This window comes from Isosphaeraceae bacterium EP7 (genome assembly GCA_038400315.1).
Lineage (GTDB): Bacteria > Planctomycetota > Planctomycetia > Isosphaerales > Isosphaeraceae > EP7.
In genome coordinates this window covers 5,441,589-5,468,119 of sequence record CP151667.1, presented here as the reverse complement: position 1 = coordinate 5,468,119, position 26,531 = coordinate 5,441,589, and the positions used below count along the sequence as shown (strand labels likewise).

Below are 26,531 nucleotides of genomic sequence, written 5' to 3'. Positions count from 1 at the left end.
AGAACGAACAAACGAATGAAGAATTGCGAACGAGCAATGAGTTGATTAATGGGTGTTGAACGAACGCGGGAAGACGTTTACCACGCTCGGCATCACCAGGGCGGCGTTGACGTGGGCGGGGTTGCCGGCGGCGTCCATGATCGTCAGGGACTGGAGCTCAGAGCCGACGACCACCGTCATCCGGCGGTAGCCCGCGACGGCCGGCGGCCTAGTCGTGTTCGGGATCTCGTCCTCAACGACGCTCTTGCGGACGATCCGGTACCAGTGGCATCGCTGCATCCCATAGAGCGGAGTCAAGGCTATCGGGTTTCGGGGGAATGTGAGACCTGCGTTATAGGCAATATCGGCGGTAACCATCCTGAGGGCCTCGCTGAGCTTAACCGCCTCATTGTTCGCTAAACGCTCATAGGTCACGTCCGCGATCCAGCCTCCGACTCGAACTTCGGGATCGGGCATGCCGGCCGGCCAGCGGAGCAGGACGGTCCGGGAGGAACGTGGGGCATACCCGAATGAAACTCCGGCTGCCGCATGTCGAGAGTCGATGACGGGCGTCGAATAGCCAAAGATACCCTCGACAACCGTCTCGCCCGTGGCCGTGTCGAACCCGCCGATGGTCTCGACGCCGAATGGGCGATTGTTGCAGACGACTAAGTCACCGACGAAGCAGCTATCGTTGGTGATGTCCGACTGATGCCCGGTGAAGAACCAACTATAAGCATAGTCGAGCTTCATCTCCAACGGGCCGCCGGGCGTGGTCGGAGTGAGGTCAGGCAGAGTTGAGCTTGCCCCACCTGGCTTGTTGGCGTCTTCGAGGCTGTTGAAAACGATGTCGTCTGGCGAAACGAAGATATTCTGGAGTGTTTGCCAGGACGCGACACCCGTCCCAAGGGCTGCGACGGTCGGGAAATCAACTGAGAAGTTGGTGATGCGTTGTAGGCCGTGGGCGCTGGCAGTCCTTCCACCGATTGAATCGGGCTGGCTTTGGAGATCAGTTCCCTGGGCGAACCTAGCCGGTTTGTTATTGGGATTGGCCGATCCGTAATATCCGGTGATGGCGAGCCAGAAGGGGTCGTAACAGACCGGCAACCCGGGCCCATAGTTTCCGCCGCTCCTCAGGTTGATGCCGTTCCCGACGGGGGGAGCAGGACCATCTTCCAGCCAGGGGTCATACGGAGCGATGGGAATCGCGGGATTATAGAGAGTGTTGGCGGAGCCGTAATACCAGGGGCAAGTGCTGGCATCGAGGAAGCTCTGCTTGTTGAGCAGGTTCCGGCCCTTGATGTCGGCGGTTGCACTCTCGGCGAGCAGGCCCGAGCGCGAGTTGCGGGCGGCGTCGCGCAGCCGCAGGAGGCCGAGCGGGAAGAGCGTCGCCAGGGAGACCAGGCCCACGCCCATGATGAGGATCGAGATTAAGATCTCGATGAGGGTGATCCCGCGTCGGCCCATGCGGGGGTGATGCGTCATGTGCGTCATCGTGCTTCCCTCGCCCCGGCCTGGGCGGCGTAATAGGGGTAGTTCGTGTCGTTGCCCATGAACTGGACGTCGTCGGTCGTCAGCGTCTGGCCCGTTTTGGTGAAAAGCGTCACCAGGCGGCGCTGACCCTTCAGGAACGTGTTCGTTGGGAACAAGAGCGGGGTCGCGTCTTCGTAGCCGACCGTTCCCTCGGGCATGGGCAATAGATAGGGGCGATTCGCGGCCAAGTCGGCAGCAAGCCCCCCGGGGTTATAACGAGGATTAGCCCTGAGTTGCGCCACCGCAGGCCCGTTTGCGGATCGCCGAACGAACTGGGCGCCAATGGTCGAATAGACGTCCTCTCGTTCGGCCAACCAGAAGTGATAGAATGGCACATTGACCGCCGCAGCCGTTGGGTTCTGCAGCACACTTCCAGTCCCGGCGCCACCGGGGGTGATCTGCCCATTGGGAGCGACCATGATGTCCGCGGTCTGTGTATATGGGTCGATCGGCAGCCGAGAACGCTCGGGCAGCGGTGGAGGGCTCACGGCTACTCCTGGACTCCCGACCGGGTTTCCTAGCGTTTGCCTAATCGTCCCCGAATTCCAGGTCGTCGCATCGATGACGACGCCCGACGGCAGCATGGTCTCGCGGGCTCCGGCGGTGACCACAGGCCTTCGAATGATCGTGTACTTCTTGTTGAAGAACCATTCTTGGACCTCATCGATGAGCCCATTCCCTGGAGGGCCGCCGATCTGATCAACCATCAGGGGGTCGAAATCAGCCGCATTGTCGACGTTATCCCTGTGTGGAGCGAATTGACTACCGACGAATTGCTCAGGCTCGTACTCGCCCCCGTTGTTGATAAAGAGTTCTGCGGGATCATCAACACCATTTACTCCGTCATCATCAATGCCGTTGAAGCCCGGATCCGTGATTCCGTCGTTGTCGTTGTCAACGCCATCGAAGCCTTCATCAACCCAGCCATCGCCGTCATCGTCTAAGCCATTGACGAGGAAGAGAAACTCACGATAAGTGTTTGTCGAACCGGGCATGCCGTAATTGATGTACCGCTCTGGATTAACGGCCACCCCGGCCCCATTGGAGATTCCCTGGAGCATTGGCCCGGCGATTGTGTAATACCGCCCCGAATCATCGAATCGAATCTTGTCGCCCTGGCGGATGTTCCAAAACCAGGAAGTGGGAGGGTTGGGAAGCCAGTTCACAGTTGGCGGGACACTCCCAGGCACTGGCACTGCGTAGAACTTCGTTTCCTGAACGCCGATCCGACCGAACGGGAATGGGTCATGTCCGGCGTAGTTATTCGGGTAGGTCAGTCCTGAGGTTGAATTATAAACGAGCTTCCCGAGTTGGGCAGAATCCAGCAGGCCATAGAAATTAGTCGCGGACACGGTCGGGATGTTAAACCCAGCTTCAACTGCATTTCCCAAATAGTTCACACCGCTCATAAAGTTGAGATCGTTATTGAACGGAGTTCCCAGGGAGATGTACCCCTCGGTGTGGTCATTGGCCGGCTCGATCGGCACCCAGCGGTTGAAGGCCAGGGGCGCGTCGGGATTGCCGGGGGTGGGGCCGGGATACACGGGATCGGCGAGGAGGCGAATGCCGCGGGAGGACTCGGCGCGGAGGGCCGCGTCGCGGGCCCCGGCGAGGGCAGCCTGGAGCACCCGGGCGCTCTCGCTGATCTGACGATGCTGATAGGCCGGGAGGATCACCGGGAGGGTGGCGATGCTGACCAGGCCGATGATCGCGATGACCACCAGCAGCTCGATGAGCGTGAACCCCCGGGGGATTTGTCGAGATCGGTCCATCATCGCACCCCCGTCCCGGCGGACGAAATGTTGTGGTTGGTGAGATCGTCATCCATCCCGGCGATGACGTTTGCGCTCGCCGTGATGGACTTGATCACGGGGTAGAATGACGCGAGGTTTGGATTGTTAGGAACGTAAGCCTCGGGCCCACGATCGGCAGGGATGTAAGGTGAGGCCTGGTTCTCCAGGATCGTCAAGGCCGTCGCAATTTTCGGATTGGGCGGAAAGGTCGACTCATCGTAGAGAAAGACCCCAGGGACGCGGTCAGGTCCGGCCGATAGGATGAGGAACTTGCTGTAGAAAGCCCGTCGTCCCGAGCTGGCGTTGCGGTCCCAGGCCCACCCTAAAGCGCGCGGCACATTCGTCGGATAGAGGTCGCCGCGCGGGTCCATCAGACTGTAGAAACTGGCCTGGAAGGTGGCCGCCATCCGACTCATATTCCAATTCGTGTTTGCCGGGGCCATCTGAGCGAAGACAGTCGGATCGTTCGCGTTGTAATTGGAATCCCACCAGGCGGGCGCCACCAGGTTCTGGTTCGGGTCCAGGGGGTTCTGCTGGCGGGTCTCGGTCTGGGTGTAGGGGTTATAACCCTTCTGAACCTCACTCGAAGACGGCGAGAAGTACATCACGGGCCAGCGGAAGAATTGCAGCGGCTCGCCCCACGCGTCGACGAATTCGGGCAACCCATCGCCGTCAGTGTCCTTCACCTCGGTGTCGCGAAACTCGTCGGCGGTGAACAGGCTCCCCATCGGACCGATGCCCTCGACGAGCAGCGCGTACAGCATCTCCGACCGGGCCGTCTTATGTGTGTGCAACCTCATTCTGTCCGTGATTATCTTGACTTGAGCTGCATCAGCGGTGTTTACGCCTTCATCCCACTCATCGACTAATTTATCTCCATCGTTGTCGGTCCCATCGTAGCCGGCGGCCGTAAATCCCAGATTTTTTTTGATTCCTGCTTGCGCGGCATAGCTTGCGCCGAAGATGCCCGTGCTGCCCGCACGAAGACCCCCAGGGACAGGGTCACCTTCAGACGGATCAAAATTGGCGGCATTCGTGTCCTGCTGCCAATCCCCCAGGGGGATTGGTCTCGCAGGTGTACCGACGAATTTCGGGAGCGAATGTCCCATTGGCAGGAGATATTCAGCTATTGGAGCCCCTGTCGCGAACGGGTTGGGATATGGAGTTCCCGCGAAGTTCAAGGGAAAGTCTGTATTGCTTTGGATGAAGAAAACATCCGGCATCTCGGACTTCAGATAGTCGGCCAGGGCGATGGCGGCAGCACGCTGTTCGCCGGGAATGACGATCAGTCGGCCCGCGGGATCCGTGGGATAGATGCTGGCCAGGGCCCGATGTGCGTCGTTGATAGGCGGGCGGTTGCCGATCAGGGCTTCCAGGCGATCGCTAACGCCCGACTCGAGCTTGGTGATCAGGGCCTGAGTCGCACGCTCCTCGGCGCGACGGACGCCGTCCATGGCCGCGGTTGTGATGAAGGCGATGATGATGCCCATGATCACGACAACAACCATCAACTCGATGAGTGTGAAGCCGGCGGTATGGTTACGAGGGACGCGTCGCACGACTCACTCTCCCGTCGTCAGATAAAGGCCCGTGGATGCCGACAGCCGATCTCGGGCGAAGGGATCAAAGCACCCCCGCCCCCTGGGCGTTCGATCAGTCGAGGTGGCCGTTGGCGAAGTTCGTCAGGTTGTCGGACTCGCCCTGGCGTTGGCCGGCGTTGACGTTGACATCGCCCGGCAGCTTGGTCGAGGGCTCGTTGGGGCTGTACTGACCGCCGAGCCCGTAGAGCCCGTCGCGGCCTGCGGAGATCAGCTGATAGCTATCCGGATTCACGTAGTTGGTCGTCGGCGTGGCCGTCGGCAGGCTCGTCGTGTAGGGATTGGGGGCGGTGGAAGAGATCAGCGCGGTGCGGAAGCCGACCTTGTAGGTCCTGGCGCCGGACTCGTACGTATCCAGCGCATCGAGCTCATTCATCCCGTTCGCCCCGGTCGTCACGACGAAGTTGACGTCATTGGGGTCGTATCCGCCGCCGGTCCCCGAGAAGTAGGCGTAATAGCGGACGTCCGGCGACGTCCCCAGGGGATCGACATAGCCATACATGCCGTCGCCTTCATTATCGACCAGGCGGGAGACGCGGAACTCCATCATCGGCGCGGTGCGATTCGTCGCGAGGCTCGAGTTGACAAACGGCTTGGTCGGGCTATTGGCGAATCCCGAGACCCCGGGGCCGCCGAGCGTCTGGGCGATGGGGATCCCGCCCAGGAAGAAGACCAGGCACTCGTGCCCTTCCAGGTAGATCGAACCCTGCTCATACGTGCCATTGCCGTTGAAGTCGTGCTGCTGGGCGGCGGTGGCGGAGGGTGTTCCCTCGACGAAAAACGCGCGAGGCCAGTTGGATTTGAGGAACTTGAGCGATCGCGTGGCGAGCTCACCATAGGTCAGGTCGCCGACCACCGCGGGGAAGGTCTCCGCCCCCCCGACCCAGGCTGTTGCCGGCACGGACGAGAGGGCGGTGTTGACCGACGTATCGTAGATGCCGTCCTCGCGGAGGATGAGGCGGCTGGGGGGATACTTGTTGTACTTGCTCTTGAAGTCGGCCAGGGCGGTGGCGATCTGGTTGATCTCGGCGGTCACCGTGGCGTCGCGGGCGGTCTTCACCGCGCCGTTGATCGCCGGCAGGAGCAGGGCGATCAGGACGCCCAGGATGAGGATGACGACCATGAGCTCGATGAGCGTGAAGCCGGCACGCCGGCGGGGGTCAGAGACGCGCATCGGTCGGGTCTCCATGGGCGATGAGGCGATCATGGTCGAGTCCTCGTGGGCATCCTCGCCGCGAGAGCCGGGCGGGACGTTTCGTCCACTTCGTCTTGGGGCTTCGGTCGGTGTGTCGCAACGACGTGAGCGGAACGGAACTGAGCTGGCAAGGCAGGCCGGGTCGGCAGCTTCCCCGGCTGGCCCATCGAGCCCGGCCAAGCCGGGCTGAGACGGACACGATTGACGGCTCGGGCTGTGCCCCGATCTGCGGCTTCGATCAGCCGGAGAGCTTCTCGATGAGCGAGATCAAGGGGAGGAAGAGGGCGATGACGATGAAGCCGATGATGCCGCCGAGGACGACGATCATGATCGGCTCGAGCAGGCTGACGAGGCTCTCGACGGCCGTCTCGACCTCTTCATCGTAGTTGTCGGCGATCTTGTTGAGCATCGAGTCGAGGTCACCGGTCTCCTCGCCGACGTCGATCATATTCACGACGATGTCATCGACGATCCGTGACTCGCGGAGCGGCTGGGCGATCGTCTCGCCCTCGCGGATCGAGTCGTAGATCCGGGTGAACGCCCGTTCGAAGACCGCATTGCCGGCGGTGTCTCGGACGATGTTCAGCGACTCGAGGATCGGCACGCCCGACTGGACCAGGGTCCCCAGGGTGCGCATCGTGCGTGCGACGGTGGCCTTCTCGGCGATTGAGCCCATGACGGGGATCCTCAGCAGGATCCAGTCCAGCACATAGGCCCCGGTTTGCATTCGATAGATGAGCTTGATGACCACCACGATGAAGAACGGCGTGAGCATCACGAGGTAGAATTTGTCGATGATGATGTGGCTGGCCGAGATGAGGAAGATGGTCATCTTGGGCAGCGACACGCCGAAGTCTTTGAAGATGGACTCGAACTTGGGGATGATGAAGTAGAGGATGAAGCCGACGATGACGCAGGCGACGGTGATCACGACGACGGGGTAGACCATCGCCGCCTTGATGCGTCGCTTCAACGTCTGCGACTTCTCCTTGAAGTCGGCCAGGCGTTGGAGGATCGCCTCCAGGGCACCGCCCGCCTCGCCGGCCTTGATCATGTTGCAGTAGAGCTTGTCGAACGCCTTGGGGTGCTTGGCGAAGGCTTCCGACAGCGTCTGGCCGCTCTCGATATCCTCGACCACCTCGCCCAGCGCGTTCTTCAGCACGCCCGGCTTGCACTGCCCCTCGAGGATCTTCAGACTGCGCAAGATCGGCAGGCCGGCGTCTTGGAGGGTGGAGAGCTGGCGTGTGAATGTGCAGAGCTGCTTCGTCGAGATCCGGCCGATGGTGAAGGACCGCTTCTTCTTGCGGCCCCCCTTCTTCACCGGCTTCTTGGCGGCCTTGGCACCCTTGGCCCGCTCGCTGATCTTGGTGACGAAGAAGCCCTTCTGGCGGATGAGCTGCTGGGCCTCTTCCTGCGTCGACGCGTCGATCGAGTCCTTGACCTCGCGGCCCGTCCGGTCCATCGCTTCATACTGGAATGTCGGCATCTGCGGGGCCTCCCGTGTCGCGTCCGATGTGTGTCCCGAGCGTGTCCTGGCGTGGGCCCGCGGCGGTGCGCGACCCGGTCAGCCCTTGGGTGTCGATGGCCGGCGATCAGATGTCGTCGAGCATGGTCTCGCGGATGACTTCCTCGATGGAAGTCTGGCCCGCGTGGATGGCGATCAGGCCCGACTCGCGGAGGGTCCGCATGCCGAACTTGCGGCACGACTCGCGGAACTCGTCGAGCGAGGTCTCGCGGACGATCATCTCCCGCAGCTCCTCGTTCATGACGAGCAGCTCATACAGGCCCATGCGGCCCTTGTAGCCGGTGTTGTTGCACTTCTCGCAGCCGCGGCCGTAGAAGAACTTCTTGGTGGCGGCCTCCTCGGCGTCCATCCCCAGCTCCATGGTCACCTCCTGGCTGGGGCTGAACTCGGTCTTGCAGTTGCTGCAGATCTTGCGGACGAGCCGCTGGGCGAGCACGGCCTCGATGGTGGCGGTGATGAGGAACGTGGCCACGCCCATGTCGCGGAGCCGCGTGATGGCCGACGGGGCGTCGTTGGTGTGCAGGGTGGTGAAGACGATGTGGCCGGTCAGCGACGCCTGGATGGAGATCTCGGCGGTCTCCAGGTCGCGGGTCTCGCCGACGAGGATCTTGTCGGGGTCCTGCCGCAGGATGGCCCGCAGGCAGGCGCCGAAGGTGACGCCGATCTCGGGGTTGATCGGCACCTGGACGAGGCCGTCGATGTCGTATTCGACGGGCTCCTCGGTGGTGATGATCTTCTCCTTGACGCTGTTCAGCTCATTGAGCGTGGCGTACAGCGTGGTCGTCTTGCCCGAGGAGGTGGGGCCGGTGACGAGGATGATGCCGTTGGGCTTGTGGATCACCTCACGCCACCTGGCGAGCAGGTCATCGGCCATTCCGATCTTGGCCAGGTCGAGGTTGACCACGGTCCGGTCGAGGATCCGCAGCACGACGCTCTCGCCGAACATCGTCGGCAGCGTGCTCACGCGGATGTCGACCGAGTTGCCGCCGATGGCCAGCTCGATCCGGCCGTCCTGGGGGAGCCGACGCTCGGCGATGTCCAGGTTCGACATGACCTTGATGCGGCTGGAGATGGCGGGCGCGAGGTGGCGGGGCGGCGGCACCAGCTCGTAGAGGATGCCGTCCACGCGATAACGCATCTTGTATTCATCTTCGAATGGCTCGAAGTGAATGTCCGACGCCTTGTCGCGGATGGCCATCAGCAGGACCATGTTCAGCAGCTTGCGCACCGGTGCCGCGTCGGCCATCTCCTCGATGGCCTCCAGGTCGATCGTATTCTCATTACGAGATGCGAACTGGGAGAGCCCCTTGTCCATCTCGATCTGGCGGACGACGTCCTGGATCGACTCCTGCTTGCCGGCGTAGAGCCTGGTCGTCGCCGCGGCGATCTCCGACTCGGTGGTCAGGACCCCCTTGACGGGCACGCCCAGGAACGGGCCCATGCTGTCGATGGCCTGATTCTGGGGGTCGGCCGTCGCCACCGTGATCGACTTGTCCTTCTTGTTCTGCGAGATCGGCACGACCTTGAATGAGGTCGCCATGGTCTCGTTGACCACGTCGACGAGGTCGCTCGGGATGGTCATGTCGGCCAGCCGGACGATCTTCATCCCGAACTGCTCGGCCAGCGCCTTGAGGACCTGCTCTTCGGTGACCAGGCCCATGCGGATGGCGACCTTGCCGAACAGCTCTTGCGCAGGGCTCTTATCCTGCTCATCCTTGACCTTGAAGATGGCTTCCTCGTCGAGGTAGCCGAGGTCGACCAGGATCATGCCGAGACGTGCCATGGGAGCACAATCCTTCCGGGGGCAGGTCGCGAGACGGTGGTGGACGAAGGGAAAGACGGGCGAAAGGTGGGCGTCGCCGCCGGGGACCCGATCGGGTCGTCGCCGCGCGGCGTCCGCCGAATGTTACGCCGCCAGATGGCGTGCGTGACGCAGGATCATGAAATCACTTCTTCTTCTGCGGGGCTTCTTCCTCGTCCTCGTCGGGCTCGTCCTCGAAGATCCCCTTCTTGGCCAGCTCGATCCGCTCGCGGAGCTCGTTGACCTTGCGGGATTTGTAGAGGACTTCCTCCTCCTCGACGAGCCCCTGCTTCCAGAGGTTGAAGAGGCTGTCGTCCAGCAGGATCATCCCGTGCTTCTTGCCGGTCTGGATCGAGCTGTCGATGCGGTAGGTCTTGTTCTCGCGGATGAGGTTCGAGATGGCCGGGGTGATGACGAGCATCTCGTAGGCGGCGACCAGGCCCTTGGGCTTGCGCGGCAGGAGGGCCTGGGCGAGGATGCCGAGGATGGCCACCGACAGCTGGGTGCGGATCTGGTCCTGCTGCTCCTGCGGGAAGACGTCGATGATCCGGTTGACGGTGCCTTCGGCGGAGTTGGTGTGCAGGGTGCCGAAGACGATGTGGCCGGTCTCGGCCGCGGTGATGGCCGCCTGGATCGTCGCCAGGTCGCGCATTTCGCCGACGAGGATGATGTCGGGGTCCATACGCAGGGCCCGGCGGATGGCCTCGGGGAAGTCGGGGACGTCGATGCCGATCTCGCGCTGATTGACCAGCGACTTGTTGTGCTTGTGGAAGTATTCGATCGGGTCTTCGATCGTGATGATGTGGCGGTCCATGTTGTTGTTGATCCAGTTGATCATGCTCGCCAGGCTCGTCGTCTTGCCCGAGCCGGTCGGCCCGGTGACGAGGATGAGCCCGCGAGGACGCTGGATCAGCTGCTCCATCACCGTCGGCAGGCCGAGCTGCTCGAAGGTGAGGAACTCGTTCGGGACCCGCCGCAACACCAGGCCGATGTTGCCGCGTTGCTTGTAGACGGCGACGCGGAACCTGGCCATCTCGCCGAAGGCGAAGCCGAAGTCGGTCCCCCCCACTTCCTGCAATTCCTGCTGGCACCGCTCGGGCGTGATGCTCTTCATCAGGGCGACGGTATCGGCCGCCTCGAGCACCTTCGTCGCCAGCGGCCTCATGTGGCCGTGGAGCCTGAGCATAGGTTGGCTGCCGACGGTCAGGTGAAGGTCACTCGCCTTCTGGGTGCAGACGGTCTGCAGCAGCTTGTCGATGAGCAGCGTACCCATGTCGAGTCAGTCCTCCCGTCCAGCCTCCGGCGGCGAACGCCCGAAGCGAGCAGGCTGGTTTGTGTAGGGGTGGGGAAGGGTTGACTCAGTCCCGCAAACCAGGTGTCCGCAACTTCCATCATTCTCAGTTGAGAGTTGCGTCGACCGATTGCGGGGTGGGTTCAACCTATTTATTCGATCGACAGCATGTCGAATCAAGCAAAAAACAGACTCAGAACGGGTTTGGACACGTTCCGAGCATGCATTTGCCTGGGCCGGGAATCGAGAAGATCGGCATTCAAGGGCGTCCGGTCGAGAACGGTGCCGCACCACCGGGCGAACGTCTCTCCCTGGAGAGAAGACTCGCCCGGCCTGCGATTGAAGGCCTTATTCGACCTTCTCTTTGTGAGTGATGCGCAGGATCTCTTCGATCGTGGTTTGACCCTTGATGGCCTTAACCATCCCATCCTCGAAGAGGGAGCGCATCCCCTGTTTCCGTGCGACCTTACGCAGGGCCTGGGTGGACTCTCCCTTGAAGGTTAGCTCGCGAATCTGGCTGCTCATCACCATCAATTCGTAGATACCCATGCGGCCCCGATACCCGCTCTTGTTGCAGTTGCTGCAACCCTTGCCCTTCATGAAGTTCGCCTTCTTGGCGATCTCCGGCTTGAGGCCGATCGACTCTAGAAGCGACGCGGAAGGCTCGTAACGCTGCTTGCATTTGGGGCAGATTTTGCGAACGAGGCGCTGGGCCATGATCGCCATCACCGAACTCGCGACCAAGAACGGTTGAACACCAATATCGACCAGTCTCGTAACAGCGCTCGGGGCATCGTTCGTGTGCAGCGTACTGAAAACCAAGTGTCCTGTCAGTGAGGCCTGAATTGCCGTGTTTGCGGTCTCTTCATCGCGAATTTCTCCGACGAGCAGGATGTTCGGATTTTGCCGGAGCATGGCCCGGATGATCCGGGCGAAGGTCATCCCGATCTTGGCTTTCACCTCGCACTGGTTTACGCCAGGGAGGTAATACTCGATCGGGTCTTCGGCGGTGATGATCTTGACGTCGGGGCGATTCAACTCGTTCAAGGCTGCGTAGAGCGTCGTCGTCTTTCCCGACCCGGTGGGGCCGGTGACGAGCAAGATGCCGTTGGGGCGCTTGATGAGCTGGCTGAAGCGCTTCCAGTCCTCTTCGCCGAACCCGAGATCTCTCAGGCCGACCTTGATGTTGTCGCGGTCGAGGATGCGCATGACCACTGACTGGCCGTGGTTGGTTGGGAGGATGCTCACACGCAGGTCGACATCCTTGCCGCCGGCGAAGATCTTGATTCGCCCGTCCTGCGGTCGACGACGTTCGGCGATGTCGATCGACCCCATGATCTTGAGGCGACTGATCATCGACGACAGGAGCCGACGGGGGGCCGACTCACGTTCGGTCAGCACCCCGTCGATGCGGTAGCGGATCCGGACGCGGTCGGAGAACGGCTCGATGTGAATATCGGAGGCCCGGCTCACGATCGCTTCCTGAATGATCAGGTGCACGAGCTTGATGACCGGGGCGTCATTGGCCTCGAGCCGGTTGGCTGAACTCTTGGTCGCCCCGGCGTCGGAGTCGTCGTAGTCGATCGCCGTGTCGGTGAACTCCTGGAGCATGGAGTCGACCGACTCGGTCTCCGAGGAAGTCTTGCCGTAATAACGGTTGATCGCCTCAACGATCGCTTCCTTGGAGGCGAGGGCGACCTCGATCTCTCGGTTCAGGACGAACCTGAGCTTGTCGACGGTCTCGAAGTCCATCGGGTCGTGCATGATGACCCGGATCGTGCCATTCTCCTCGGAGAGGGGCATGACGGAATTTTCGCGAGCGATCGACTCGGGGACTCGTTCGACGATGGAGGCGGGGATCTCGATCTCGTGGAGGTCCACGAAGGGGTAGCCGGAGTGCTCGGCCTTGGCCTTCATGATGTCGTCCCACTCGACGTACCCGAGCTTGACGAGGGCGTCCTCCATGGGGACGGTGCTCATCCGCTGGGCTTCCTTGATCTGGTCGGGGCCGACGGCCCCGCGCCTCATCAGGATGTCGCTCCAGTCGCGGCTCTGCTTAGCCATGGGGACCTGACTCCATAACGGGGGGACCCCGCGATTGCGGGCGGAGAAGACCCGAGCGGCGGGAAAACCCCGTCGCGGGCACTCCCCCGGACTTGGACCTGGATCTGCGAGGAAGGAGGGCGTCTGCGGGCCGCGAAGACGACCACGAGTCGGGCAGGTCACGCGAGGCCTTCGTCCGTAGAAAGGCGCGGCGTCGGGCGACCACCATTCAGGCTATCACATGGCAAGTGCGGCGGCAATCAACCCCCGTCCCGACGGTGGTTTCCGTCCATTCGGGGTCGGGAAGTTACGAGGTGCTTGACGGCGACCAAAGGCGAGATCTCGCAACGACAGCGAGCCGCCGATCGTTGAGATCGGCGGCTCGTGTGAATTGCTTGTCGTCAGAAGAGATCGATCACTTGTCGCGGGCGGCCGTCTTGCCGTCGGACAGGGCGGCCTGGGCCGCGGCCAGCCGAGCGATGGGGACGCGATACGGGGAGCAGGAGACGTAATCCATGCCCACCTTGTGGCAGAACGCGACGCTGTCGGGATCGCCCCCGTGCTCGCCACAGATACCGACCTTCAAGTGCTGACCTGTCTTGGCTTTACGTGAAGCCCGGCCCTTCTGCACGCCCATCTCGACCAGCTGGCCAACGCCCGAGACGTCGAGCGACTGGAACGGGTCGATGGGCAAGATCTTGTTGTCGATGTAGTTCGACATGAACGAGGTTATGTCGTCGCGGCTGAAGCCGTACGTCATCTGGGTGAGGTCATTGGTGCCGAAGGAGAAGAACTCGGCCTCCTCGGCGATGGCGTCGGCCGTCAGGGCGGCGCGGGGCACCTCGATCATCGTGCCGATCAGGTATTCCACCTTCACGCCCGACTTCTTGATGAGGGCGTCGGCGATCTCGATGGCCCGCTTCTTGAGGAACGTCAGCTCCTCGACGCTGCCGACCAGCGGGATCATGATCTCGGGAAGGACGTCGATACCCTTCTTCTTGACCTCGATGGCCGCGTCGATGATGGCCCGGATCTGCATGTCGCCGATCTCGGGGAACTTGATCGCCAGGCGGCAGCCGCGGAGGCCGAGCATCGGGTTCGACTCGTGGAGCTGCTCCACGCGCCGCTTGACCTTCTCGAGCGGGATGTTCAGCTGCTTGGCGACTTCGGCCTGGCCGGCTTCCTCGTGGGGGAGGAACTCGTGCAGGGGCGGGTCGAGCAGGCGGATGGTGACGGGGTAGCCGCCCATCGCCTCGAAGATGCCGACGAAGTCCTCGCGCTGGTAGGGTTCCAGGGCGTCGAGGGCCAGCTTGCGGCCGGCCTCGTCGTCGGCCAGGATCATCTTGCGCATGTCGACGATGCGCTGGCCTTCGAAGAACATGTGCTCGGTCCGGCAGAGGCCGATGCCCTCGGCGCCGAACTCGCGAGCCTTCAGGGCGTCCTGCGGCGTGTCCGCGTTGGTCCGCACCTTCATGGTCTTGTGGAGGTCGGCCCACTCCATGATGGTCGCGAAGTCGCCGGTCATCTCGGGGGCGACCGTCGGCACCTTGCCGAGCATGACGTCGCCGGTGGTCCCGTTGATGGTCAGGAAGTCGCCGGCCTTAACCACCTTGTCGCCGATGGTGATCTGGCCGTTCTTCTCGTCGATCGCGATGGCCTCGCAGCCGACGATACAGGGCTTGCCCCAGCCGCGGGCGACGACGGCGGCGTGGCTCGCCTTGCCGCCGGTCGCGGTGAGAATGCCCTTCGCCAGATTCATGCCGGCGACGTCCTCGGGGCTGGTCTCCTTGCGGACCAGCATGATCGGCACGCCGGGGTTGGCCTCGGCGAAGGCGACGGCATCGTCGGCCGACAGGACGACCTTACCCGATGCAGCACCAGGGCTTGCGGCGATCCCTCGGGCGACGATCTCGACCTTGGCCTTGGGGTCGAGCTGGGGCAGCAGGACGTGGTTCAGGCTGTCGGGATTGACCCGCAGGACGGCGGTCTTCTGGTCGATCAGGCCGGCCTTGGCCATCTCGACGGCGATGCGGACGGCCGACGACCCGGTGCGCTTGCCGGTCCGGGTCTGGAGCATGTACAGGGTGCCGTCCTGCACCGTGAACTCGATGTCCTGCATTTCCTTGTAGTGCTTTTCGAGCTTCTGGCGGATGGCCATCAGCTCGTCATACACCTTGGGCATGTCGTCCTGGAGCCGCGAGATCGGCTCCGGGGTGCGGATGCCCGCGACCACGTCTTCGCCCTGGGCGTTGATGAGGTAGTCGCCGTAGAAAACGTCTTCGCCGGTGTTCGGGTCGCGGGTGAAGGCGACTCCGGTGCCGGAGCCTTCGCCCATGTTGCCGAAGACCATGGCCTGGACGTTGACGGCCGTCCCTTTGAGGCCGTTGATCCGCTCGATCCGGCGATATTCGATCGCCTTCTTGCCCATCCAGCTATTGAACACGGCGTTGATGGACGCCATGAGCTGCTCGATGGGATCTTGCGGGAAGTCGGCCTTCACGTGCGTCTTGTAGACGGCCTTGTACCGCTTGACCAGCTCTTTGAGGTCGTCGCCGGAGAGGTCGGTGTCGAGCTTGACGCCCTTCTCGGCCTTCAGGGCGCTCAGCTCATGTTCGAAGTGCTCGTGATCGACGCCCATGGCGGTCGAGCCGAACATGTCGATGAGGCGGCGATAGCCGTCGTAGGCGAAGCGGACGTTGCCCGTCTTCTTGGCGAGCCCTTCGACGGAGACGTCGGAGAGGCCGAGGTTGAGGATGGTATTCATCATGCCCGGCATCGACAGGGCCGCACCCGAGCGGACGCTGACGAGCAGGGGGTTGGAAGGGTCGCCGAGCTTGGCCCCGAAGAGCTGCTCCATGTGGGCGATGGCGGCCTTGATCTGGGGGACGGCCGAGTCGGGCAGCTTCTTGCCGTTCTCGTAGTACGCCGCGCAGACCTCGGTGGTGATGGTGAAGCCGGGAGGGACCGGGATGCCGATGACGTTCATCTCGGCGAGGTTGGCCCCCTTGCCGCCGAGCAGGGTCTTCATGTCAGCCTTACCTTCGGCCTTACCGCCGCCGAAGGAATACACGTGCTTGGGCTGGTCCGCCATCTGTCGTGCTCGCTCCAAAATAGATCCGTCGGGGGCCAACAAGCCTGGAGGCTAAGGGCCTCCTCGACTTTCGTCGGGATGCGCTGAATACCGCCGAGACTAGCGATCTGCCCCTAAACCGTCAAGGACGCGAGCGGGCCGTGGGCCCCGGCAGGGGGCTGGAACGACTTCGGTCAAGGGGTAAGCGCCGACGAGAATGGAGCGAGGACGAACTCCCGGCAGGGCCGGAGCACGCGTCGCGGGGTCAACAGTTCCCAAGCTCATGCTGCGTCGAGCGCATGGCACCCAAAATTCAACCTCACGGATCAGGCGGCGAGGGACGTGTTTGTGGGGCGCCGTGCTTTGGGGAGATCGCGAAGGAGACGGGCGTTGTGATTGGCGATCTGGCGGGCCTCGTTGCGTGATTTGGGGGTGGCATGGACTGGCTTCATGATCGTCGCGTTGGGTTCGTTCCGTAACAAGGTCACCAGTCGCGGATGGGTCGAGATCGGCCTGGCGTGGGCCGATGCGTTGGCGGGCTGGCTTCGCTCGGCATCGAACTTTTCTTTGGCGAGCCGGTTCCGCTCGACCTCCTCACCGGTCGTGTACGGGCTCCGCGAGGCGGGAGCGTCATCATCCCACTTGGGGTCGGGGACGGGATTGTTGGGCCGGGATCGCCCCTTGTGCATCAGGTCGAGGGCCCACTTCATGCGCCGGAAGCTGGCGGTTTCGTAGCGGCGCAGCAGGACCAGGACGCGGTCGTCGCCGGTCGAGAATCCCAGGATCGCCGCCTGGCGCTCGTCCTCCTCGATGTCATCGAGGCTCGAATCCTTGCGGTCGAGCAGCCGTTCAAGCTGGTCGTCGATCAGCTCCTGGCGATGGTCGAGAATGCTGGATTCATCGGCGGGATCGAGCGGCGTGTGCAGGTCTCGCAGCGTGTGGTCAATGCCGAGCAGGTCCAGCGCGAGCGTCACTTGTTCATCGGTCCACGTCCCATTCTTATCCAGGGCATGGCCCAGAGCCCGCCAGCGGTCGATCATCCAGTCACAGCCTGGTGCGTTGATGCTGAGCCTGGCCGCAACCTCCGCCGGCCGGCGTTCCAGACCACGAGCAATCCTGGCCGTCTCGGCCTTCCGCTCATCGCCCCAGCAACTGACGGCGCGACGGCTTCGATTGTCGCGAGCGAGCCGCTCTTCAACACGGCAACGCTCGATGCGCAGCGATTCGACGCCGATCGTCTCGACCAGGCTCATCTCGAACGCATTCATCGGCCGCAGCGACGAATTCCACTGCTCGGCCCGCTCCCTGGCCGCCTGCTCCTGGTCCCGAGGCAGCACGACCCCCGCCCCCGAAAGCCCATGAACCAGGCTATTCCGCCGAGACTTCTCCTTCCCCTCGACCGTCCGGGGCCCGGTGCTGCGCATCGCATTGCGGCGGTTGGCGTCAATCCGCTTCTGGCTGGTTGTGGGAGTATCCATGGTGCGTCGTTGCGCCTCTCAAAGTCGGTCGGTTCAAGATGTCGCCGGCATGGCGTTGGCTCCTCGTGCGCGACGTCGCGCCATCGAGGCCCCTATCAAGAACAATCTGAAAAAACGGCCGTGCCCTCCCTACTTTCTTGGAAATCTCCCAAAGTTTCTCGGAGCGGGACTTGTGACTGCACGCTTCCGTCGGCGAATTTCTGACGGTGCCGCATAGGCCTGAGTCTTGGAAAGAGGCGACCTTGAACGACAGCGACCACCGACCACCCGGCCGAATTCGCCAACAGGACCCGGTCGATTTCGGGATGTTTCCACTCGACCGGGCAACATGGCCTGAAACGTCCCGAATGCCTTCCCCATCTCGCATTCCGGAATCAAAGTGCCAATAACCGCTGCCGGATGTGGGTTTCGGCCCTCTGGAAAGGCAACCAGCCGATAATGCCTTTATGTCTCCCTCGCCGGAAACCGCTGGGAAAGCTGCTATCGGCGAGGGAGGCTAGCTCGCTAGCTCACTTCACCAACTCGATATCTCCGGGCCGCCACGTCTTGTCGAACCACGGCTCCAGCGGGCCATAGAGACGCAGCAACGCGAACCAGCCCTTGCCGGCAACGGTTTGCGTCCAGTTCTTTTCTTTGCCTTGTGGTGCCTTCGGACCGAAGTAGAGGTCCACTGAGCCATCCGCGTTGACCAGGAGTTCGTCCCGCTTGTTGTTTTTGCTCGGGAACGGCTGGCCGGTCTGGAGTTCCGAGCGGGTCTGCGGGTCATAGACAACAACCGACCAGAAGTCCTTAGCCGGGACTTTGGCGGGCATGTGCAGCCGGTAGTCCTTCCCGCCGTCAAGGTAGCTTGCGTCCTTGTCGGTGTTGATGAAGGCGTACTGGGCACCCCGCCCGACCATCTTGGCGGCCATCGCGGGCGTGTTCACAGTCGCGAGGTAGAAGAAGTACGTCCGGGCGTCGAGGTCTCGGCCGGCAACGCCGTCGCCGTCGAGCCAGCGGTAATCTCCGCCGATGAACCCCGTCTTCCATTGGCTGTTATCGTAGAGCAACACGCGGGGGTCGCGATTGCGGAAGCCGATGGCACGGGCGGTCGCGTTGCCGACGGCGACGGACTCGGTCAGGAGCTTCTTCATCCGCTCGTCCGGGGCGAACGGCTTGCCCTTGATGATGCCTATGCTCGCCGCCTGGCCACGCAGTTCCGGGTCGAGGAAATCAATCGGTTCCTTCTGAATGACTGCGTTCAACTCCTCGTAGAACGCGAAAGTGTTGGCGTCGACGGTGTTGAAGGCCTTGTGCGAACCGCTGACGAAGTCCATAGGCGGTGGGTTTCCGGCCTTGGAGAGTGGATAAATCTTCAGACCATCCTTGAACATCTTGCTGGCCGCGTCGGTCTTTCCGTCCACGAGAAAGCCGCGAAGGATGACCGCATTCACGTGAGTGGATGTTTTCGCCACGATGTATCCCTCGGGCACCACACCTTTGTAGGACTCGGGGACCAGCAGGTACTTGCCGCCCTTGCCACGGTCGGGGCCGGGAATGCCCATGTCGGTCACGAAGCGAAAGAAGGCATCGTTCACCGTGCCCGGCCCGCACCCCGGCGGAATCTCGACGACCGTCGGGCCATCCTTCTCCAGGTCGGTGAATGCGAAGCAGTAGACGGTGTCTGTATTGCCCGTGAGGAAGAGCGAATTCGAGTCCATCAACCCGTCGAAAAGGATGGCCTGGTTCGCCCTGGCGACGCCGACATCCGCCAGGCCGCGACGAATCGCTTCCATCGACGTGGCCGGGATAAAGTTCAGGAACACATCGACTCCACGCATGAAATCGAGGTTGTCGTAGACTTTCTGGACGGTCTCTTTCGTCGGAAGCCCATCGAAGAACTTCAGCGTTCCGATGCGGGTCTCCAACGTATCTGGCGTGAGGATTTGCCCGGGAATCTCGGTGTTGAAGCCGGGCGTGGCCCGCGAGCTGGTCCCGTCCTGTGCAAGGGCGAGTCGGCCTGGGCCCGTCAGCGTGCCGAGCAAGGTCCCGACAGCCAGCACTGACACGGCAATTCGTTTCACGGTGGTTTCGACCTTGGAGAAAGAGTTCTGGAGATAAGCGTGCTTCATGACAGCCGTTGTATCACCCTCCGGGCACTCCTGATATGGGGCCATACCTTCCTCCTCTAAACCGTGAAATCAAATTCTTTACCGGAGATAATTCCCTTTATCTAAGGCTAACGACGCGTCTTGGTGCTGATACTCATCGTTCAATGGGCCCCCGTGAAGCGTGATGGACATAATGAAGTGTGACGACGTCGTCCTGTACGGAGAAACGGAGGCAGTAGACTCCTCGACGTTTTCCATAGAGCATCTGCCTGAGCGTGAGGCTGAGCCACTCCGATTCCTCTTCGGCCACCGGATGCCGCTCGGGCATGGTCGCCAGCTCGGCGATGGCTTCTTGCAAGGCGAGATACCAGCGTTCGGCCGCATCGGGGGACCGCTCGGCGAGTCAGCCGAACGCCTCCAGGGCATCCGCTCTTGCCCGTGCCGTGACGACGACCCGATAAGTCATCGTGGCTTCTTCGTTTCGAGGATCTGACGCATCTCGGCGAGCATCTCCTCGGCCGGAGAGACGCGGCCCGCCTTCATGTCTTCGAACGAAGCCTTCAGGGCATCCATCCGCTCGACCCGTTCGGCGGTTTCGACGAGCTTCTGGTAGGAGGCGGCGTCCTGCACGACGACCTCGGCCTTGCCGTTAACGGTGAGCACGACCGGGCGTCCCTCGGCCTTGAGCCGCTTGATAAACTCGGGCGTGTGTCGCTTGAACTGCGAGAGGGAATCGATGTCGTTGGTAAGGTCGAGCACGGGCCTGACTCCTTGCATCGAATTTGCACTTAATTTGATGCTAGCACGGCTCCGGCCCTAAGCCCAGCCGGTTCGTGAAGAACCCCCTCCCCTCGGTCCGATGACAGGACATCACGCCATCCATATCATGCGCCCACGCAATCTCGAGTCCTGTCGAATCATTCCCTTGATCTGGGGCTAATCGTGACCCTGCCGAGGATCCAGGATGAGGGCCCCGCTCGCCTCGAAGTGCATCGCGTTGCGGGTCATGACGTGCAGGCCGTGGCGGAGTGCGGTCGCGGCGAGCAGCCCATCGGCGGCGGGGATGACGACGCCCTTCTTCTGGGCTCGGGCCGTCAATTCGCCCCAAATTCGGCCGGTCTCGAGGTCGAGGCCCCGGATGTGTTCCTCGAACTGGGCTTCGAGTCCGGCGAGCCAGGAGGAGGGGTGTTTCTTCCTGCTGGGGACGACGGATTGGAAACGGCCCGGCCCCATCGTTGGATGGGGCCGGGCCGTTGTGGATCAGTTCAGGAGAGAGAGGCGGGCGTGGGTCAGGACTTGACCTCGGCCAGGGACTTCTTGACGACGTCTTCCTGCAGGCGGGCGGGCATCTTCTGGTACTTGAGGAACTCCATGGTAAAGCCCCCCTTGCCCTGGGTCATGCTGCGGAGGTCGTTGGAGTAGCCGAACATCTCGGAGAGGGGCACTTCGCCTTCGATGACCACGAAGCTGCCGCGATTCTCGGTGCCGAGGATCACGCCACGCTTGGAAGAGACCTGGCCGGTGACGGGCCCCTGGAACTCGGTGGGGCACTCGACCTCGACCTTCATGATCGGCTCGAGGAGGACCGGCTCCGACTTGCGGAAGGTCTCGCGGAAGCAGTCGCGGGCGCAGATCTCGAAGGCCATGGTGGACGAGTCAACGTCGTGGTACGAGCCGTCCTGGAGCACCATCTTGGTGCCGATGACCTCGTAGCCGGCGACGGGGCCCTTGACCAGGGACTGGCGGAAGCCCTTTTCGACCGAGGGGATGTACTCGGTCGGGATGCGTCCGCCGGAGACATCGTTCTCGAAGATGAAGACTTCGGGGGAGCCGGCTTCGAGCGGGGTCAGCACGCCCTTGATGTGGGCGTACTGGCCCGAGCCGCCGGTCTGCTTGCGGTGCTTGTAGTCGAACGAGACTTCCTTGGTCGGCGCCTCGCGGTAGCTGACCTTGGGCATGCCGACGACGCAGTCGACCTTGTACTCGCGGCGGATGCGCTCGACGTAGATCTCCAGGTGCAGCTCGCCCATGCCCGAGATGATGGTCTCGGAGGTCTCCGGGTCGTTGTGCACGCGGAAGGTCGGGTCCTCGCGCATGAAGCGGTTGAGGGCCTTGGACAGCTTGTCGCTGTCCCCCTTCTTGGCGGCGACGATCGAGAGGTCGATGACCGGCTCGGCGGCGAAGATGCTCTCCAGGGAGATGTTCGTCCCCTCCTCGCAATACGTGTCGCCGGTGGCGCACTCGATGCCCATGACGGCGACGATGTCGCCGGCGGAGGCGGCGTCGATGTCTTCCATCTTGTTGGAATGGACGCGAAGGATGCGGCTGATCCGCTGCTTCTTGCGCTGGCGGCTGTTGAAGTAGAACTGGCCCTTGTTGAGCGTCCCCTGGTAGACCCGGACGTAGGTGATCTGGCCGAACTGCTCCTCGACGAGCTTGAACGCCATGGCGACGAGCGGCTTGCTCTCGTCGGGGCTCAGCCCGATCTCGGCCATCCCGTCGTCGATATCCTTGGCGTGGATCTCGCGGTCGAGGGGGCTGGGCAGGTAGGCGTTGACGGCGTTCAAGAGGAGCTGGACGCCCTTGTTCTTGTAGGCCGAGCCGACCAGGACCGGGCAGATGGTCTGGGCGACGGTCGCCTCGCGGATGGTCGAGTGGATGAGGTCGAGGGGGACGTCCTTCTCGTCGAGCAGCAGGCCCATGATCTCGTCGGAGACGAGCGAGAGGGCCTCGAGCATACCCTGGCGGGCGCGTTCGGCCTCGTCGACCAGCTCGGCCGGGATCGGCTCGTGGCGGACGTCGTCGCCCTTCTCGCCGTCGAAGTAGACGGCCTGGCGGGTGATCAGGTCGATGCAGCCTTGGAAGTTGATCTCGCCGCCGATGGGGAGCTGGATGGGCACGGCGGTGAGGCCGAGCTTGCTCTCGAGCTGCTCGATGACCTTCGCCGGGTTCGCGCCGGTGCGGTCCATCTTGTTGATGAACGCGAGCCGGGGGATGCGGTACCGTTTCATCTGGCGGTCGACGGTGATCGACTGCGACTGCACGCCGGCCACGGCGCAGAGGACGAGGACGGCCCCGTCGAGGACGCGGAGCGACCGCTCGACCTCGACGGTGAAGTCGACGTGGCCGGGTGTGTCGATGATGTTGATCTTCTTGTCATCCCACTGGACGGTCGTCGCGGCCGACGTGATCGTGATGCCGCGCTCTTTCTCCAGCTCCATGTGGTCCATGACGGCGCCGTCGCCCTTGCCCTTGACCTCATTGATGACGTGGATGCGCCCCGTGTAGTACAGGACGCGCTCGGTCAGCGTGGTCTTGCCCGAGTCGATGTGCGCTGAGATCCCGATGTTCCGAACGTTTCGCAGATTTTCCATGAGCGATGGGAATTTCTCGATAGGGGCGAGTGCCCTCGTCCCGGGGTCTAACACGCGCTCGGGCATGGGGCTGGAGATGTCCCGTCCGATACGACGGGCGGGACAGACGGGTGAAAAGCGATCGAACGCGGGTCGCGCCGCGAGAACTCGACCAGGGCCTCGCGGCGGGCGGGCGGGGAGGCGCGGCGCGCGGCCGGCCCGTGGAACTTCATCGGTCGTGGTAAATATCCTATCGCCTGCAAGATTTTCGTCAATGACGAACGGTTTGACCGGACGTCATTCGGCGCACTCATCCCTGATTTTCCTGCCACCGGAACGGGGCTGGAGTAGAATTTTCTCGGCCATGGGCACAACCATGGGCGGATTAGCGCCTAGTTCTCACACAGGTCAAGGTCGTCGTCCCGGGGCGACTCCTGGTCGCGCGAGCGACTGAGTACGAGCCCTGGTGGCAGGGGGTGTCCGATCGAAAACGTGTTGCCCGAGTTCGCCGACGAGACGGCGATGTTCAACTGGATCGCCGCCCACCTTTACACCGCGGTCGTGAGCGACGCCTGCGACGCGGCCGGCCTGAGGTTTCAGTCGTTATTGCCGGACATCCGGCCGCTGGACGAGTCGCTCGTCCTGGTCGGGCGCGCCAAGACGGTCGTCTGGGCCCCGATGTTCCACATCCCGGAACGGCCGTATGACCGCGAGATCGCGGCGCTCGACTCGTTGAAGACCGGCGAGGTGCTGGTGATGGCGGCCGGTCGGTCGACGGAAATCGTTCCCTGGGGAGAGCTTCTGTCGACGGCGACCGTCGCCCGCGGTGGTCGAGGCGTGGTCCTCGACGGCCTGATCCGGGACGCCTCGCGGATCAAGGAAATGAAGCTTCCGGTCTATTGCACCGGTCGTCGGCCCCTGGATTCCCGAGGCCGGGGCATCGTGGTCGACGCCGACGTCCCGATCAAGATCGACGGCGTCGCGATCGCGCCCGGCGACCTGATCGTGGGAGACGGAGACGGGGTTGTCGTGGTGCCTCGCGCCCGCGAGCGTGAGATCCTCGGATGGGCTTGGTCGAAGGTCGACGGCGAGGACACAACGCGACGGGAACTCGCCGAGGGGCGGAGCCTGGCCGACGTCTTCAAAGAACACGGGATTCTGTGACGCGTAAACGGCATCCAGACCTCGTGGAACCAGGCCGACTCGGGAGTTTCAGCCATGATGCGTGCCGTCTCGTCCGGTGCGCCCTCCTCGTGCAAGATCCCCGGGCCCAAACCCCCGGGGCCGCACGCCATGCCCGAGGTTGATCGGGCTCGATCGTTGCTTCTCGGGGCTTCGGCGGCCGTTGCCGTCTGCATTGCGCTGATGAGCTGGGGTCGCTACCTCGCCTGGATCTCGATCGTCTACGCATTCGCGGCCCACGTCAGGTTGGCGGTCGCCGCGATCTCCCGTCGCCCGTTCCTCGGGTTCAACTCGCGTTGGCTCCGATTCTCGCTGGCGAGCTTCGTGATCGCGATGATCTACGGGCCGGTCTTGCTGGCGGGCGCCACCCTGGCCTGGCCGGCCCTCGAACAGGGGGACCGGTCGGCCATCTTTCTGGTGAATCGTCGGGCCTACCTCGGTCGTTCGCCCGAGGCGGGGGAGGTCGTCTGGATTGAGTCGAAATCGCCCCAACGCTTTAATATGGCCAGAGTCATCGCCGGCAAGGGGCAGGAAGTGGCATGGTCCCCGGGGCGGTTTGCGGTCGATGGTCTTCCGGGGCCGACCTCGGCGAGGCTCTCGGGCAGGGGGCGTTTTCGGGTTCCCGAAAACCTCTTGCTGATCTGCTTCGAATTCTCTCACCCGGGGAAGAGGTTTGGCGACTCGATCCTGATCGAATCGGATATGGTCATCGGGAAGGCATGGGCCCAGTCGTACCCGCTCGGCGAGATGCGACTCCTTCGATGAGGGGTGGGTTTCGGCGGCGACTTCGGCCCGAGGGACAGCGACTTTCCGTCGGTTGCGTGATAAGATCGAGACCAATGGGCGTGGGTGCGACCGCGTCGCAAGGTCCGACTGGGACTCGTACGAGGTCGGATGATTCCATGGAACGACTCTGGGCACCCTGGCGCGCGGGGTATGTTCAAAAGGCTAGCCCGCCTGTCGCGGCCGGTGGAGTGTCTTGCTTCATCTGCGAGGCCCTGGCCGGGGATCACGATCGCGATAACCTCCTCGTCTGGCGGTTCCCCCACTCGGCCGTCTTCCTGAATCGCTACCCGTACAACAATGGCCACCTGCTGGTGGTCCCCTTGAAGCACCGGGCGAATCTCCAGGATTTCGAGGGGGAGGAGCTGAACGGACCCCTGTCGACGATCAGCCGATTGATCACAATTTTAGACGTGATGCTCCGACCTCAAGGTTACAATGTCGGCCTGAACCTCGGCAGCGCCGCCGGCGCGGGGCTTCCGGGTCATATGCACTGGCATCTCGTCCCTCGCTGGGATGGCGACACGAACTTCATGCCGGTGCTGGGCGAGACCAAGGTCTTGATCGAGAGTCTTCACGAGTTCTACGACCGCCTCGCGGGCGAGCTGTGACGCGGGCCGAGAGTTCAACGGCCCGCACCGCGGCCCCCACTCGAACCTTTCCGACGACGCGGACTTCTGCCGCCTGTCAGGTATAACGACATGCTTATTAATATCGTCCGGGCCTCGTTCGTGCTGGTCGTCGCGGGGCTCGCAACCCGACTGGCCGGCTTCCCGACCGGCCTCAGCGTCTCCAGCCTGACGGTCTTCTTCTCGTTGCTGCTCGGTGCCGTCGCCCTGATCGTGGTCGACATCCTCACCCCGCGCAAGAAGATCCAGACCATCTCCGCGGTCTACTTCGGCCTGATCGTCGGCCTGATCCTCAGCGACCTGACCGCGAGCGCCCTGGAGCCGACGCTCAACCTCTTTTTCCACGGCGAAGAGGTCCGCAAGGTCATCGGCGGGCTGCTGGCCATCGTGATCTGCTACCTCTGCGTCAGCACGATCCTCCAGACCAAGGACGACTTCCGGTTCATCATCCCGTACATGGAGTTCTCCAAGGAGGTCAAGGGCTCGCGCCCGTTGATCCTCGACACGTCCGTGGTCATCGACGGCCGGATCGCCGACGTCGCCGAGGCCAAGATCATCGACCAGCCGATGCTCGTCCCCAGGTTCGTGCTCCAGGAGCTTCAGGGGATCGCCGACAGCTCCGACAAGCTCCGGCGAAACCGAGGGAGGCGGGGCCTGGATATCCTCAACCGGCTCCAGAAGATGCCCGGCATCGAGGTGAAGATCCACGACGCCGAGATCCCCGAGCTTGCCGGCATCCGCGAAGTCGACCAGCGGCTCGTCGTGCTGGCCAAGCACCTCAATGGCAAGGTTGTCACCAACGACTACAACCTGAACAAGATCGCGCGGCTGCAAGGCGTCGAGGTCATCAACCTGAATGACCTGGCCAACGCGATGAAGCCGATCGTGCTGCCGGGCGAATACCTCACCGTCAAGCTGATCAAACGCGGCGAGGAGCCGGGGCAGGGGGTCGGCTATCTGGACGACGGCACGATGGTCGTCACCGAGCAGGGGATCAATCACCTGGGCGAGATGGTCCGCCTGACGGTGACGAGCGTGCTCCAGACCAGCGCCGGCCGGATGATCTTCGGCCGAGTGGAAGGCCCCGGACCTCGCGGGTCGGGCAATCACGCCGTCCAGAATGACGCGACGACCGCCCGCGAAGTGACCGAGACCGGGGAAGGCCCGCGTCGGCCGACCCCGGCCTGA

18 protein-coding genes are annotated in these 26,531 nt (G+C 62.9%); 4 read left to right on the top strand and 14 right to left on the bottom strand.

All coding sequences use genetic code 11. The annotated features are described in order from the left end of the window. Positions 1 to 45: 45 nt before the first annotated feature. From EP7_RS21275 to fusA, 14 genes are all read right to left on the bottom strand, one after another. A complete protein-coding gene (locus EP7_RS21275) occupies positions 46 to 1,473 on the bottom strand; it encodes a prepilin-type N-terminal cleavage/methylation domain-containing protein (RefSeq protein WP_463524153.1) in 1,428 nt (475 codons plus the stop codon). Further along, the gene (locus EP7_RS21270) at positions 1,470 to 3,287 is read right to left on the bottom strand and encodes a prepilin-type N-terminal cleavage/methylation domain-containing protein (RefSeq protein ID WP_463524152.1); all 1,818 of its coding nucleotides are present in this window, start codon (positions 3,285 to 3,287) and stop codon (positions 1,470 to 1,472) included. Before EP7_RS21270 ends, EP7_RS21275 begins: the two co-directional genes overlap by 4 nt. Next, entirely contained in the window at positions 3,284 to 4,864 is a 1,581-nt protein-coding gene (locus tag EP7_RS21265; protein ID WP_463524151.1) for a prepilin-type N-terminal cleavage/methylation domain-containing protein, read from the bottom strand. The genes EP7_RS21270 and EP7_RS21265 overlap by 4 nt, the downstream gene beginning before the upstream one ends. A gap of 94 nt (positions 4,865 to 4,958) precedes the next feature. Beyond that, the gene (locus EP7_RS21260) at positions 4,959 to 6,077 is read right to left on the bottom strand and encodes a type II secretion system protein (protein ID WP_463524150.1); all 1,119 of its coding nucleotides are present in this window, start codon (positions 6,075 to 6,077) and stop codon (positions 4,959 to 4,961) included. Positions 6,078 to 6,336: 259 nt separating this feature from the next. Further along, positions 6,337 to 7,584: a type II secretion system F family protein gene (locus EP7_RS21255; RefSeq protein WP_463524149.1), complete on the bottom strand. Its 1,248-nt coding sequence runs from the start codon at positions 7,582 to 7,584 to the stop codon at positions 6,337 to 6,339. A gap of 106 nt (positions 7,585 to 7,690) precedes the next feature. Beyond that, entirely contained in the window at positions 7,691 to 9,406 is a 1,716-nt protein-coding gene (locus tag EP7_RS21250; RefSeq protein ID WP_463524148.1) for a GspE/PulE family protein, read from the bottom strand. A gap of 163 nt (positions 9,407 to 9,569) precedes the next feature. After that, a complete protein-coding gene (locus EP7_RS21245) occupies positions 9,570 to 10,697 on the bottom strand; it encodes a type IV pilus twitching motility protein PilT (RefSeq protein WP_463524147.1) in 1,128 nt (375 codons plus the stop codon). Between the two features lie 366 nt (positions 10,698 to 11,063). Continuing rightward, positions 11,064 to 12,779, bottom strand: a complete 1,716-nt coding sequence (locus EP7_RS21240; RefSeq protein ID WP_463524146.1) for a GspE/PulE family protein — start codon at positions 12,777 to 12,779, stop codon at positions 11,064 to 11,066. 394 nt (positions 12,780 to 13,173) lie between these two features. After that, positions 13,174 to 15,849, bottom strand: a complete 2,676-nt coding sequence (gene ppdK, locus EP7_RS21235; RefSeq protein WP_463524145.1) for a pyruvate, phosphate dikinase — start codon at positions 15,847 to 15,849, stop codon at positions 13,174 to 13,176. 305 nt (positions 15,850 to 16,154) lie between these two features. After that, a complete protein-coding gene (locus tag EP7_RS21230; protein ID WP_463524144.1) occupies positions 16,155 to 17,306 on the bottom strand; it encodes a hypothetical protein in 1,152 nt (383 codons plus the stop codon). A gap of 509 nt (positions 17,307 to 17,815) precedes the next feature. Next, positions 17,816 to 19,417, bottom strand: a complete 1,602-nt coding sequence (locus EP7_RS21225) for a DUF1254 domain-containing protein (protein WP_463528450.1) — start codon at positions 19,415 to 19,417, stop codon at positions 17,816 to 17,818. Between the two features lie 441 nt (positions 19,418 to 19,858). Continuing rightward, positions 19,859 to 20,155, bottom strand: a complete 297-nt coding sequence (locus EP7_RS21220; protein ID WP_463524143.1) for a type II toxin-antitoxin system Phd/YefM family antitoxin — start codon at positions 20,153 to 20,155, stop codon at positions 19,859 to 19,861. A 177-nt stretch (positions 20,156 to 20,332) separates the two neighbouring features. After that, positions 20,333 to 20,629 carry a PIN domain-containing protein gene (locus tag EP7_RS21215; protein ID WP_463524142.1) on the bottom strand — a complete coding sequence of 99 codons (297 nt, stop codon included), beginning with the start codon at positions 20,627 to 20,629 and terminating at the stop codon, positions 20,333 to 20,335. Positions 20,630 to 20,685: 56 nt separating this feature from the next. Further along, on the bottom strand, positions 20,686 to 22,770 hold the full coding sequence (gene fusA, locus EP7_RS21210) for an elongation factor G (protein ID WP_463524141.1): 2,085 nt from the start codon (positions 22,768 to 22,770) through the stop codon (positions 20,686 to 20,688). 471 nt (positions 22,771 to 23,241) lie between these two features. Here fusA and EP7_RS21205 point away from each other — a divergent pair, with 471 nt between their 5' ends. The 4 genes from EP7_RS21205 to EP7_RS21190 all read left to right on the top strand — a co-directional run bounded on the left by EP7_RS21205 (position 23,242) and on the right by EP7_RS21190 (position 26,531). Further along, on the top strand, positions 23,242 to 23,913 hold the full coding sequence (locus EP7_RS21205) for an RraA family protein (protein ID WP_463524140.1): 672 nt from the start codon (positions 23,242 to 23,244) through the stop codon (positions 23,911 to 23,913). A 54-nt stretch (positions 23,914 to 23,967) separates the two neighbouring features. Beyond that, complete coding sequence (locus tag EP7_RS21200) at positions 23,968 to 24,696, top strand: S26 family signal peptidase (RefSeq protein ID WP_463524139.1); 729 nt, start codon at positions 23,968 to 23,970, stop codon at positions 24,694 to 24,696. Between the two features lie 137 nt (positions 24,697 to 24,833). Further along, positions 24,834 to 25,325 (top strand): HIT family protein, encoded by a 492-nt coding sequence (locus tag EP7_RS21195; RefSeq protein ID WP_463524138.1) that lies wholly within the window; start codon positions 24,834 to 24,836, stop codon positions 25,323 to 25,325. A gap of 90 nt (positions 25,326 to 25,415) precedes the next feature. Beyond that, the gene (locus EP7_RS21190) at positions 25,416 to 26,531 is read left to right on the top strand and encodes a PIN/TRAM domain-containing protein (RefSeq protein ID WP_463524137.1); all 1,116 of its coding nucleotides are present in this window, start codon (positions 25,416 to 25,418) and stop codon (positions 26,529 to 26,531) included.